Source organism: Ureibacillus acetophenoni (assembly GCF_900220965.1).
Lineage (GTDB): Bacteria > Bacillota > Bacilli > Bacillales_A > Planococcaceae > Ureibacillus > Ureibacillus acetophenoni.
In genome coordinates, this window is the sequence record NZ_OBQC01000003.1 from 287,090 (window position 1) to 299,472 (window position 12,383).

The 12,383-nt window shown below is 35.9% G+C and carries 13 protein-coding genes; 4 read left to right on the plus strand and 9 right to left on the minus strand.

Annotated elements, in window-relative coordinates:
- The first annotated feature begins 74 nt into the window (after positions 1-74).
- The 4 genes from CRO45_RS06800 to CRO45_RS06810 all read left to right on the plus strand — a co-directional run bounded on the left by CRO45_RS06800 (position 75) and on the right by CRO45_RS06810 (position 3,091).
- Complete coding sequence (locus CRO45_RS06800) at positions 75-533, plus strand: chemotaxis protein CheX (protein ID WP_097148898.1); 459 nt, start codon at positions 75-77, stop codon at positions 531-533.
- Between the two features lie 196 nt (positions 534-729).
- Positions 730-858: a hypothetical protein gene (locus tag CRO45_RS20340; protein ID WP_268878130.1), complete on the plus strand. Its 129-nt coding sequence runs from the start codon at positions 730-732 to the stop codon at positions 856-858.
- Between the two features lie 36 nt (positions 859-894).
- Complete coding sequence (locus tag CRO45_RS06805) at positions 895-1,371, plus strand: cytochrome c oxidase subunit II (RefSeq protein ID WP_097148899.1); 477 nt, start codon at positions 895-897, stop codon at positions 1,369-1,371.
- Between the two features lies 1 nt (position 1,372).
- On the plus strand, positions 1,373-3,091 hold the full coding sequence (locus CRO45_RS06810; protein ID WP_097148900.1) for a b(o/a)3-type cytochrome-c oxidase subunit 1: 1,719 nt from the start codon (positions 1,373-1,375) through the stop codon (positions 3,089-3,091).
- A gap of 267 nt (positions 3,092-3,358) precedes the next feature.
- Here CRO45_RS06810 and CRO45_RS06815 read toward each other — a convergent pair whose 3' ends face one another.
- The 9 genes from CRO45_RS06815 to CRO45_RS06855 form a co-directional block, all read right to left on the minus strand.
- A complete protein-coding gene (locus CRO45_RS06815) occupies positions 3,359-4,843 on the minus strand; it encodes a class I adenylate-forming enzyme family protein (protein WP_097148901.1) in 1,485 nt (494 codons plus the stop codon).
- Positions 4,844-4,858: 15 nt separating this feature from the next.
- Positions 4,859-5,599, minus strand: coding sequence for a 3-oxoacyl-ACP reductase FabG (gene fabG / locus CRO45_RS06820; RefSeq protein WP_097148902.1), 741 nt, complete (start codon positions 5,597-5,599; stop codon positions 4,859-4,861).
- A gap of 11 nt (positions 5,600-5,610) precedes the next feature.
- Positions 5,611-6,507 (minus strand): intracellular short-chain-length polyhydroxyalkanoate depolymerase, encoded by an 897-nt coding sequence (phaZ, locus tag CRO45_RS06825; RefSeq protein ID WP_097148903.1) that lies wholly within the window; start codon positions 6,505-6,507, stop codon positions 5,611-5,613.
- Between the two features lie 11 nt (positions 6,508-6,518).
- Positions 6,519-7,529 (minus strand): 3-oxoacyl-ACP synthase, encoded by a 1,011-nt coding sequence (locus tag CRO45_RS06830; protein ID WP_097148904.1) that lies wholly within the window; start codon positions 7,527-7,529, stop codon positions 6,519-6,521.
- Positions 7,526-8,545, minus strand: coding sequence for a branched-chain amino acid ABC transporter permease (locus tag CRO45_RS06835; protein ID WP_097148905.1), 1,020 nt, complete (start codon positions 8,543-8,545; stop codon positions 7,526-7,528). The genes CRO45_RS06830 and CRO45_RS06835 overlap by 4 nt, the downstream gene beginning before the upstream one ends.
- Positions 8,546-8,549: 4 nt before the next feature.
- Positions 8,550-9,413 (minus strand): branched-chain amino acid ABC transporter permease, encoded by an 864-nt coding sequence (locus CRO45_RS06840; protein WP_097148906.1) that lies wholly within the window; start codon positions 9,411-9,413, stop codon positions 8,550-8,552.
- A 12-nt stretch (positions 9,414-9,425) separates the two neighbouring features.
- The gene (locus CRO45_RS06845) at positions 9,426-10,133 is read right to left on the minus strand and encodes an ABC transporter ATP-binding protein (protein ID WP_097148907.1); all 708 of its coding nucleotides are present in this window, start codon (positions 10,131-10,133) and stop codon (positions 9,426-9,428) included.
- Positions 10,111-10,884, minus strand: coding sequence for an ABC transporter ATP-binding protein (locus CRO45_RS06850; RefSeq protein ID WP_097148908.1), 774 nt, complete (start codon positions 10,882-10,884; stop codon positions 10,111-10,113). Before CRO45_RS06850 ends, CRO45_RS06845 begins: the two co-directional genes overlap by 23 nt.
- A 112-nt stretch (positions 10,885-10,996) precedes the next feature.
- Positions 10,997-12,268, minus strand: a complete 1,272-nt coding sequence (locus tag CRO45_RS06855) for a substrate-binding domain-containing protein (RefSeq protein ID WP_097148909.1) — start codon at positions 12,266-12,268, stop codon at positions 10,997-10,999.
- Positions 12,269-12,383: the final 115 nt, after the last annotated feature.

Below are 12,383 nucleotides of genomic sequence, written 5' to 3' on the forward strand. Positions count from 1 at the left end.
AATTGATAATTATTAAAAACTATTTAAATTTATACATAATCTATTTCTTTATAAATTCTTGAAAGGTGAATGGTATGGAAAATTCAAAATACATTCAATCCATTTTAGATGGAACCATACATGCAATACAATCGATTGTCCCAGGAAATGTTACGATACAACCTGTATCTTTTAAAAATGAACCATATATTCAACAAGACATAGGTGTTTTAATTGGATTTTTTGGTGATGTAAAAGGAAGAATCATCATTGATAGTAAACAGTCGACTTTTAGTGGATTAGCATCTAAAATGTTTGGGATGCCAATTGAAGGTGAAATGTTAGAATCATTTACTGGTGAGTTTGGAAATATGCTTGCTGGTACGATTTGTACGCATATTGGTGAAAAAAATATCAATATTGATATTACCCCACCAACAGTAATGGTAGGTAAAACGAAACTGTATGGCTTTGAGTCAGCATATAACCTGCCTGTCTCTATTGAGGATATTGGTGATTTAGTAATACTTTTTACATTCGATGAAAATGAATGACAATAATATAGAAGAAACTGTATAAAACCGTCAAGGAGGCTCGTAATACGAGCCTCCTTTTCTTATTCCCTATGTACTTTCACATTTATTTCACATTTCCAAAGGAGAAGTGTGATTTTTATCACATCATATGAAAACGTTTTTATTTATGATAATCGTATAGATTACCAATCTTCATAACTAGGAGGGAGAGACAATGGCTGGTAATAACAATAAACATACAGATGATAATTTAAAAGGAACTTTATATGCAGTATTTGGTTTAGGATTTTTCATTATCATCGTTTGGGCACTTTGCTTTAACCTATTTTTGGATCGCTTCTAATTTAAAAAAACCTTTATTAAAGAGGGGGATAAACACATGCACTTACATAAGTACGAAAAATGGTGGCTAACGTTTGGTACAGCCATATTAGTCGTTTTTCTAGTGGTTGTTGGTGTGACAGCTGTTCATGGCAGTACTCATCCAAACCAATCTAAATGGACTATTAATTATGAAGAAGTAGATACAATCGCTCCTTTCGACAACCCTGGAGTACACAAAGTTGAAGGGAAAGATTGGGATTACGAAGTAGTATTAGTTGCTTCTGCATTTAACTACAACCCAATGGAAATTGAAATTCCTGTTGGTTCAAAAGTAAAATTCATTGCTACTACAAAGGACGTTATTCATGGCTTTCAGGTTGCAGGTACAAATATTAATATGATGTTAGAACCTGGTTACGTTTCTCAATATGTTACTACAGTAGATAAAGTTGGAGAGTTCACAATCGTGTGTAATGAATACTGTGGTATCGGTCACGCAATGATGTATTCAACTCTAAAGGTGGTGGAGTAAGATGACAATAGCTATTAAAGAAACGAAAGTTAGTCAATCTATTCATTCCAAAACATTAAATAAAACTAAAACGATTGCAAAAGTTGATCGTAAAGACGCAAAACTTGCACTAGCTCATATGTATGTTGCATTCATCGCTTTATTTATTGGTGGGCTTTGTGGTTTACTTCAAGTGTTAGTTCGTTCTGGTAAATTCCAATTACCTTGGGGTATTGGATATTATCAAGTATTAACAGTACATGGTGTTTTGTTAGGTCTTGTACTTACAACATTCTTCGCTATGGGATTCCATACTGCGGCAGTAAGTCGTACATGTGGCGCTTATTCAGATAGTCAACGTAAACTTGGTTGGGTTGGGTTCTCAATCATGACAATTGGTACAACAGCAGCAGCTATTATGGTACTTTTAAATGAAGCTTCTGTTCTATTTACTTTCTATGCTCCACTACAAGCACACTGGATCTTCTATGCTGGTATCGCTTTAGTTGTAGTTGGAAGTTGGATTTTAGCTTTAATGCAAGGTTTACGTTTTGCTCAATGGAAAAGAGAAAATAAAGGTCAAGTAACTCCTTTATTATCATTCATGGTAATTATTAATAACTTAATGTGGACGGTTGCAACAATTGGTGCGGCAGCGGTAGTATTATTTCAATTGATCCCATGGTCTATTGGATGGGTTGAACGAATTGATATTTTACTATCACGTACTTTATTCTGGTATTTTGGTCACGCTCTTGTTTATTTCTGGTTATTACCTGCATACATGGTTTGGTATGTTGCAATTCCAAAAATTATTGGTGGGAAAATTTTCTCTGATGCTTTAGCTCGTCTAGCATTTATCTTATTCTTACTACTATCTATTCCAGTAGGTATCCACCACCAATTAACTGAGCCTGGTATTGATGCATTTTGGAAATTCTTACAAGTTACATTAACTATGTTTGTTGTAGTTCCCTCTTTAATGACAGCATTTTCATTATTTGCAACTTTTGAATTAAGAGGACGTGAGCTAGGATCAAAAGGTATTTTCGGTTGGTTTAAAAACTTACCTTGGAATGATTGCCGTTTCTTATTACCATTCATCGGTATGGTTGCATTCATCCCTGGTGGTGCTGGTGGTATTGTTAACGCATCTTATCAAATGAACCAATTAATTCACAACACAATTTGGGTAACAGGTCACTTCCATTTAACTGCGGCTACTACTGTAGTATTAACATACTTCGGTGCTGCATTTTGGTTGATCCCTCACCTAACTGGGCGTAAGTTAACGAAGAGAATTAACAACATGGCAATTACTGGTGGTATTTTATGGACTGTTGGTATGATCATTATGTCTGGTGCAATGCATATCGCTGGATTATTCGGTGCTCCACGTCGTTCTGAATACTCAACTTATGGTGGTTCAGAACAAGCTGCTGAATGGATTTCTTATCAAATTGCTCAAGCCGTTGGTGGTACAATATTATTCGTTGCAATTCTAGTAATCTTAGGTGTAATTATTAACTTATTATGGTATGGACCAAAAGGCGACGAAGAATTCCCTGTTGCAGAAGTTGCAGAAGGAGCAGCAAAAACTCCAATGATTTTAGAAAACTTCAAAGTTTGGGGCGTTGTATTAGTAGCATTAATTTTAATCGCATACACAGTTCCAATTTTTGATATTCTTACAAATTCACCATTAGGTTCAGTAGGATATCCTCACCTAATTGGTCGTTAATTAAGAAATGCGAAAGAACGCTCGCCCAGCTCTGAGAGCAACTGGCCGTTCGTAAACGCAACTTCCTGTCGCACTTCCGGCACTCGTACATCCATGTACATCGGAGGAACCGATAAAAGGACGCGCCTTTTTGTCCTTGCAGGCGGTTTCGAAGTTGCCGAGGAGCTAGCGTTCGAAGCTAGACAATATTCAAACTCCAAAGAGTTAATAAAAACTAAGAATAAGAACCCTCCCCTACTAGACTCGAACTAGTTTAGGGAGGGTTTCTTATTCTTCATATAATTGCACTAATTTCTTCTTATCAATTTTCCCAACGTGGGTTTTTGGTAATTCGCTTGTAAAGATAATCTTCTTTGGTACTTTATAAGCTCCGAGATGTTTTCGGCAGATTGACTGAATCTCATCAATTAATGCCGCGTCCCTCTCCTCACTAACAACAATAGCTGTAACGATTTCTCCCCATTTGGAATCTTTTAACCCAACGACGGCAACTTCTTTAATTTTAGGATGTGTAATGATACATTGTTCAACTTCTTGTGGATAAACATTTTCCCCACCTGTGATGATCATATCTTTCGAACGACCAACTATATACACGTCACCATCTTCATCCATTTTAGCTAAATCACCTGTTTTTAACCAACCATTAATGATTGCTTTGTACGTTTCTTCTTGGTTGTTCCAATAGTAGGAAAACATGTGCTTCCCTTGTACGTAAAGTTCTCCTACTTCATTTGGACCACAAATATTACCTTCAGTATTCAATATTTTTATTGAATTAAATACCATACTTCTACCTACAGAGCCAGGTTTTGTTGCAGATCGTTCTGGAGGAATATAAAAGTTATTCGGCCCTGCTTCAGTTAGACCGTAGCCCTCCTTAAATTTTAATCCCTTATTTAAGAAGTGCGTATAGATCGTTTTCGGACATGGAGCCCCTCCAGATAAAAATAACTTTACGGTTGGAAAGTTGGACTGTTTAAAATACTCTGTTTCAATCATTGACTGATACATAGTTGGTACAAATAGTGATATCGTTGTTTTGTAGTCATCAATAGCACGAATTGCTTCTTCTGGATTGAATTTGTTACCAATTACCACTGTTCCACCAACCATTAAAATAGGAATGGTCAATGCATTCAACCCACCGGTATGAAACAGTGGCATATAATTTAAAGTACAATCATTTTCCTCTAAACTCCAACTAATAATTGTGTTAATTGCATTCCAATTGACAGCATCAAAGGATAAAACTACTCCCTTAGGTTTACCTGTTGTACCACCGGTGTAAATCATTAACCAAGCATCTTTACTACACCAATCTGTATTAACATTTGGAAGGTTTTCATAAATCTCATAGTCTATCGTTTCACTAAGTTCAATCGTATGTCCCTCAAACATTTCCTCTGCAACGTCATTATATTTATCATCCGCCAAAAGAACGGTAGGTGAACAATCTTGTATGATCGTTTGAAGTTCTTCTATACTTAACCTCCAGTTAAGAGGTACATATATATATCCACCTAAGCCACATGCGAATAGGAGCGGAAAGAGATCTATTGAATTTTCTGCTAATACTGCAACCCGCTCCCCCTTTTTTAGCCCTCGAGAGTGCAAATATCCATAACAATTCAATGTTCGAGTTGCAAGTTCTTCATAAGTCCAAGTACGGTTAGTTCGTATATCGATTAACGCTATCTTATCAGGGGTTAATTTTGCTCGATTTAATATCCAGGACTGTTCATTAAACATATTACCCACCCCAAATCACATCATAATTCCTCCATCAACATTTAAAACATGGCCATTCACATAACTTGATTCATCTGAAGCTAAAAACAAATAGGCATTGGCAATGTCTTTTGGAACACCTAGTCTTTGTAGACTGACAATTGACTCCATGTAGTTTAAAACTTTTTCTGGCATTTTTTCTGTCATTGATGTCTTTGTAAATCCTGGAGCAACTGCATTAACATTAATTCCTTTTCTCCCTAATTCTTTCGCCCATGTTTTTGTCATCCCAACTACAGCAGCTTTTGTTGCAGCGTAATTCGTTTGACCAACATTTCCGTATACCCCACTTACAGATGATGTATTGATGACTTTTCCATAACCCTTTTCGATCATGTGGGGAACAACAGCTTGTGTACAGTTAAAAACGCCTTTTAAATTTACATCTATTACACGGTCAAAATCTTCTTCAGTCATTTTTACAAGCATAGCATCCTTTGTAATACCGGCATTATTAACTAATATATCAATCGTTCCATAGTTTGATAGAACTGTATCCACCATAGATTGAACACTTTCTTTACTAGCAACATTTAATTGTACAAATAGAACATCCAAATTTTTCTCTCTCAATTCGGATTCTAATTGCTTACCTTGTTCCTCAGCGAAATCTGCAATAACTACTTTAGCCCCTTCACTTGAGAAAGTTTCTACTGCAGCTCTTCCGATTCCATTTGCACCACCAGTTATGATGGCTACCTTATCTTTTAATCTCAAATGATCACCTTCTAGTTCAAGAATTTTTCTATCTCTGTTTTTAATTGTTGTAAATCGTCAATTAATGGTGAATGGCCACAGTTTTCAAGTTTTACTGTTTTTGCTTTATCACCAAAGTCTTCGATAATTTCTTCTGTCATACTAAATGTCACAACTAAATCTCTATCTCCATATAGATTTAGTACTGGAATGTTAATTTTATCGACTTCACCAGTGCCTTCAGCTGCAGCGTTATCAACGTGACTTATATTAAAAGTATTTAAAGCATGGTAAACATCTGCTAGATTTCTTTGTGTCAACATATCGTTAACATACTCATTATATTTTTCTTCCTCAGGTTGCTTATGAGTATAAATTGCTGCATTCCATATCATTTTTAACCCTTCAGTATTTCTTGTATCGTAAAGAGCTTGCATTGGAATGGTCTTCATTGCATCAGCTTCAATTTCCTCTATCGTTGTAAAACGAGTTGAAAGATCAGGTGATCCATCACTATTTGATTTGTAGTGTGGATAGCCTCTAGTAGAACCTGAAGCTAGCAGAACTAGTTTTTCGCAATATTCTGGATATTGGATGCAGAATTGCATACAAACTGTTCCTCCGAATGACCAACCTACTAAACTAAAATTCTTTAACTCTAAAGCGTCGGCGAATAGTTTAATATCATCGCTGAAATCTCTTACATGTTCAGCTCTAGAGTTATATGTTGACCCACCGAAGCCTCTTAAATCAGGAGCGATGATAGTAAAATCTTTACTAAATGCTTCCATTAATACATCCCAATGTTTAGAAGATGTCATATTTCCGTGAATAAACAGAACAAGCTTTTCACCACCTGGTCGTTCACGATACGTAATTGTTTCGCCATTTGGTAGTTGTACAGCCTTTAATTGATCGATAACCTTCATGACATTCCCTCCTATTCTTTTCCCCATCGAATTGTAATTGCACCCCATGCATAACCAATACCGGCACTTACTAAAGTAATTACATCACCATCTCTAATTTTTCCTTCTTCTAGTGCCAGTTTAAGAGATAAAATTTGATCGATTTGACCGATATGACCATAATTCGAAAGATAAATAGAATTTTCCTCATCTAAATTAAACGATTTTAAAATATAATCATGTGCTGATTTTTTCACGTGAAGCATTCCTAGATAGGACAAATCACTTTCATTAAATCCGCTTTTTATCAAAGAATTACGGATTACTTTTATAAAATTATCTATTGACTTCTGTTCAAGTCGGCTTTTCATGCCAGCAGGATCTAACACATCTAATCGATATAGCCCTTGTGCTAAGTGCTCCGAAGTTAAAGGTTCTTTTGTTCCTCCTACCGGAACTAATACATCTTCAGAAAACGAACCATCTGTAATAATTTCACTTTCATAGACGATATTTTCTTTTACATCTTTTCTTAGTACTAGTGCTCCTCCACCAGCTCCGAGATTAAACATAAATCTTGTTCTTTCATTTTTATAATCGATGAAATCATGATTACGATACCCACCAGCAAGTAATACAGTATTTATATTTTCATCTGACAACATTAAACTTTTAGCTAGTTTTATAGCCATAATCGTCGTGCCACATCTTAATTGTGTGTCAAAAGCCCACGCATTCGTTGCTCCAATTTCCTCTTGAATCTTTATGGCAGCTGTCCATAATGGATATTCTTTATGTTCTTCTCCAATGTAAATAATGACATCGATTTCTCTAGGATCAATATTTGCATTATCAATGGCATCTTTTGCTGCATGAATTCCCATTTGAACAGTATGATCATCTTTTCCAGCAATCGTTTTTTGATTAATACCCATTTTTGTTTTTACAATATGTGCAGGTATATCTGCAATTTGAGCAATCTCTTCTCCTGTCATTCTTTCCGAAGGTAAATATAAACCTATTCCAATGATCCCTACATTCATTTTGAACTCTCCTTATTCTTTGAAAGTGGAACGACATTTAATTGAGCTTTCTTATCTTTCCATTGGAAGTACTTTGCTTGAATAGTACCAACAATTCCTTTAGGGAAGAAGATTACTGCTAAGATATAAATAATACCGAAGAAGATAATCCATCGTTCAAATATTGGGAAATCCCTCGCTAGTCCTGATAAGTAATGCTGTGCCGATTCAATAACTACTGCCCCTACTAGTGGACCAATTAATGTTCCTACCCCACCTATGATCGTCATTAGTAAAGCATCTAACGTAATTTCCATTGTTAAAACGGCTGTATTCACAAATCGAAGTGAAACTGCATATAGTGAACCCGCTAAACTTGCGATGACACCAGCTAATACTGAGGCTATTACTTTATAATAAAGTGTTTTAAAGCCTAATGATTTTGTTCTTTGTTCATTTTCACGAACAGCGATTAGTACGCGACCTAATGGTGAATTTACAAAACGTTTCAATACAATAAATACGATAACTATTAAAGCAAGAACGACTAAATAAAATACAATTCGATCTTTAAACACTTCCGGTGCTTTAAATGTGAATCCATCATTTCCTTTTGTCACACTTCTCCACTTTTCAGCTACTACTAATAGAAGACCTGAAATTGCCATTGTTAACATAGCAAAGAAATGACTTTTCAAACGTAAAGTAAGTAGACCTACTATAAAACTTAATATTCCAGCAATTACCATACCAACGGCAATTGATCCAATAAATACGAAAATAGTAGATTCAAAGTCGTTTAGCATTATTGCTGTACAATAGGCTCCAATCCCGAAGAACATTGCATGACCAAAGGAAACGATCCCAGTATACCCAAGTAAAATATCGTAACTCATTGCCAAAATACCAAAAATTAATATTTGTGTTACCAAAATCGTCAGTGTTCTAGAATCCATTACAAATGGGAATGCAATAAGGGCAAGCACAATAATAAATAAAAAAATATTTGATCTTGATAGTAATATTGGTTTATTCATTTCCTCACCCCTTCGCCGTTGTGAATAATCCTTGAGGACGGAAGATTAACACAACTACCATTATTATCATATTTACTGCAAGTGATAGATATGGAACGTAGTAAGCCATGAAACTACCTGCTAATCCAACTAAGATTGCAGCAAATAGTGATCCCTGGAAACTACCCATTCCCCCTATTACCACTACGATAAATGCCATAATTGCAAATTCCATTCCAAGCTCAGCATAAATTGCTCCAGAATATGGTGCAAATAACACACCCGCTAATGCTGCAAGAGCTGAACCCGTCATAAAGACAACTAAGAAGATTCGTTTAATATTAATCCCAAGTGCCTGTACCATTTCACTGTTCATAACCCCAGCTCGAACAACAAGACCAATTTTTGTGCGTGTGAGCATATAATGGAATAGCCCAAAAATGATAAATCCAAAGAAAATAATGAAAATACGATATTTAATAATAATAATATCTCCTAGTTGCCAACTTCCGGCTAAAAGTTCAGGTACCTTTACTGCAACAACGTTTGGCCCGAAGACTACCTTAATCATTTCTTGAAGAACGAGCATAAATCCTAAAGTGATTAGAATTTGTTGAACGAGATTTCCGTAAACTGGAGTAATAATTAACTTTTCCGTAATAAATCCAAAGACAAGTCCCGTTAAAATCGCAACAATAATCCCTACAATAAAACTTCCAGAATAGGCATAGCTAAATACACCTGCATATGCACCCCACACGAATAACCCACCGTGTGCAAAGTTAAGGACATGCATTAAACCAAAAATAAGTGTTAGACCAGAAGCAAGTAAAAAAATTAACATTCCTGTGGCTAGCCCATTGATAATCAAACTAAAAATTAAATCCATGTAGTTCCCCCCTTAGCCGATTCCTAAGTATTTATGCTTCAATTCATCATCTTCTATGAGTTCCTTCATTTCACCGTGGCGAACTGTTCTCCCATCGTCAATTAATGTAAAAGTGTCACCGATTTTGCTAGCCATATAAAAATTTTGTTCAACTAATACAATGGAAGTCTGTTTCTTCATTTCCACTATAGCTTCCATTACTTTTTCAATGACAATAGGCGCTAGACCCTTGGAAGGCTCATCAATAAGTAGTAGCTTACTATCATTTACGAATGCTCGAGCCATCGCAAGCATTTGCTTTTGACCACCCGATAAATTTCCACCAGCTTTTTTCCAAAACTTTTTTAAATCAGGAAATAAGTTTAGAACGTATTCTAACTTTTCCTTACTTTCATCATTTTCTTTTCGCATGGCTACTTTAATATTCTCTTCAACTGTTAAATCAGCAAAAACCCCTTGATCCTCTGGAACATATCCAATCCCTAAATTTGCAATATCATAAGTTGGCTTTTTCGTTATGTCCTGATTTAAAAATGTAACCGAACCAGCTGTAGCCGGTGTTAAACCAATAATAGTTTTTAAAGTAGTTGTTTTTCCCGCACCATTTCGTCCTAGAAGAACAGAAACTTCACCTTCTTTAGCTTCAAAATGAACTCCTTGTAGAATATGGTACTGACCTATATGGGTATTGATATTATCAAGTTTCAACAAGCTCTCCATCATAAAGCCCTCCTAAATAAGCATTTTGAACAGTTGTATTATTCATAATTTCGCTAGGGGATCCATCGGCTAATAGTTTCCCATTAAATAACACCATGATGGAATCTGATAAATCTAAAATCATATCCATTTTGTGTTCAATTAATAGAATTGTTTTGTCCCCTCTACTTTTAATAGACTTAATAACATCTAAGATCGCTGGTACTTCCTCCAATGACATTCCAGCCGTTGGTTCATCAAGCATTAACACTTCCGTGTCAAGCGCAAGTAACATAGCGATTTCTAGTTTTCGTTTTTCACCATGGGCTAATTGACTAGCAATATGATGGGCTTTGTTTTCGAGTAATACTTGTTCTAGGATTGTCAGCGCATCTTGTGTAATCTTTTTATAATGTAAATAATGTTTAAACGGGTTAAATCTTATTTTTTCTCTAGACTGTACAGCAAGGCGAACATTTTCTAACACTGTTAAATTTGGAAAAACATTTGTAATTTGGAAAGAGCGGCCTAATCCAAGTCTTGTACGTTCAACCGAAGACAGATTTGCAATCGATTGACCTTTAAAAAATACGTCACCTTCTGTATTCTTAAGCTCACCACTGATTAAGTTAAAAAATGTTGTTTTCCCAGCTCCATTTGGTCCAATGATGGACTTAAAATGTTTTTCTGGCATTTCAAAGTTGACGCGATCCACCGCCTTATGTCCACCAAAACTAATACTTAAATTTTCTGTACGAATAATTGGTTCCATTTTTCTCCTCCTATCTGCTCCTCTTAAAATCTTCTTGATAGTTTTCAAGAATCTAATGAAAAGATTTTAAGAGAAACAGACCAAATTTGTTGGTCTGTTTCAAATTTTGTCCTTAATTCATAATTGGTGGCTCAGTTTCCTCTGGTGAAAGCTCACGAATTAATACAGGAACAGGATAATCAAATCCTTCCACTTCCTCTAAAGTTACAGAGTATAGCGGTTGTAATGCCTGATGATCTTCCGGACGGAATGTCATAGTTCCTTTTGGAGTTTCAAATGACATACCTTCCATTAAAGGTATTAATGTATTACCATCTGCATCCCCACCTGATTTTTCTAAAGCAGTAACAATTGCCATCGCAGCGGCAAATCCACCTGGAGTGAATAAATCAGGAACTTCGCCATTATGACGCTTTTTATGTTCGTCTACTAACCAATCATTAATTGGATTGTCTGGTAGAGTATGATAGTAAACTGAGAATCCTTCCATACCAACTAATTGACCCATTGTCATTAAAGCTGGAATATCTGGAGCACCTGTTGAAATTTTGATGCCATTTTCTTGTAACTTCATGTCTGAAATTTGTCCCCAAGGTGAGTTAGCACCTGCCCAAACAACGAATAAGTAATCTGGTTTTGCATCAATAATTTTTTGTAAGTTTGATGTGAAGTCAGTAGCGTCAGCTGGCGCGTACTCTTCAGCAACAATTTCAGCTCCTAATTCTAAAGCTGCTGTTTTGAAAGCAGATACCCCATCCCAACCGAAAGAATAGTCCGGAGCAAATGTTGCAATTTTCACACCTTCACCAGCAATCGCAGCAGCCGCTGCATATGCGTCTTGTGAAGAGTTACGAGCTGTTCTAAAGATATAAGGATTAAACTCTGAACCTGTAATACTATCAGCAACAGCAGGTTCAACGATCATAATCGTTTCATATTCTTCAGCTAATGGTAATACAGCTAATGTATCCCCTGAACTCGAAGAACCAACTAAGAAATCAACTTGATCATCTTCTAATAGTTTCGTAGCTTTTTGAACAGCTACTTCTGGTTTTGTTTCAGTGTCTTCATAAACTACTTCAATCTTTTTCCCTGCAACTTCCATTGTTCCACCAGTTGCATATTCAAGTCCTAATTCAAATCCCTTTTGTGTTTGTTTACCGTAGGACTCTAACGCACCAGTTAATGATGCTAGAACACCGATCTTGATAGTGCCACCAGATTCAGTTGCAGTTTCTGTCGTTTCTGTTTGCTCTTCAGAAGTTGAATCTTCTTTGTCAGTCGATGTGTCTGGTGTATTAGAAGATGATTGCTGTTCTCCACCACATGCTGCAAGAATGATAACTAGAAAAGCCATCATAAGCAGATACCAAAACTTTTTCATGAAAAATACCCCCTTCGTAATTTAAAGCGCTTTCATTTGCTTTGAATATAAGATAAACCATGGGAGTTACAAAAAAGTTACAACTTCGTGAACATTTACAACAAAATGTAGAAAA

What these genes read in the sequence shown, in the direction of transcription:
- CRO45_RS06840 (WP_097148906.1), bottom strand. Translation starts at nt 9,413, where the DNA reads ATGGATTTAATTTTTAGTTTGATTATCAATGGGCTAGCCACAGGAATG.
- phaZ (WP_097148903.1), bottom strand. Translation starts at nt 6,507, where the DNA reads ATGAAGGTTATCGATCAATTAAAGGCTGTACAACTACCAAATGGCGAA.
- CRO45_RS06835 (WP_097148905.1), bottom strand. Translation starts at nt 8,545, where the DNA reads ATGAATAAACCAATATTACTATCAAGATCAAATATTTTTTTATTTATT.
- CRO45_RS20340 (WP_268878130.1), top strand. Translation starts at nt 730, where the DNA reads ATGGCTGGTAATAACAATAAACATACAGATGATAATTTAAAAGGAACT.
- CRO45_RS06855 (WP_097148909.1), bottom strand. Translation starts at nt 12,268, where the DNA reads ATGAAAAAGTTTTGGTATCTGCTTATGATGGCTTTTCTAGTTATCATT.
- CRO45_RS06830 (WP_097148904.1), bottom strand. Translation starts at nt 7,529, where the DNA reads ATGAATGTAGGGATCATTGGAATAGGTTTATATTTACCTTCGGAAAGA.
- CRO45_RS06850 (WP_097148908.1), bottom strand. Translation starts at nt 10,884, where the DNA reads ATGGAACCAATTATTCGTACAGAAAATTTAAGTATTAGTTTTGGTGGA.
- CRO45_RS06805 (WP_097148899.1), top strand. Translation starts at nt 895, where the DNA reads ATGCACTTACATAAGTACGAAAAATGGTGGCTAACGTTTGGTACAGCC.
- CRO45_RS06815 (WP_097148901.1), bottom strand. Translation starts at nt 4,843, where the DNA reads ATGTTTAATGAACAGTCCTGGATATTAAATCGAGCAAAATTAACCCCT.
- CRO45_RS06845 (WP_097148907.1), bottom strand. Translation starts at nt 10,133, where the DNA reads ATGGAGAGCTTGTTGAAACTTGATAATATCAATACCCATATAGGTCAG.
- CRO45_RS06800 (WP_097148898.1), top strand. Translation starts at nt 75, where the DNA reads ATGGAAAATTCAAAATACATTCAATCCATTTTAGATGGAACCATACAT.
- CRO45_RS06810 (WP_097148900.1), top strand. Translation starts at nt 1,373, where the DNA reads ATGACAATAGCTATTAAAGAAACGAAAGTTAGTCAATCTATTCATTCC.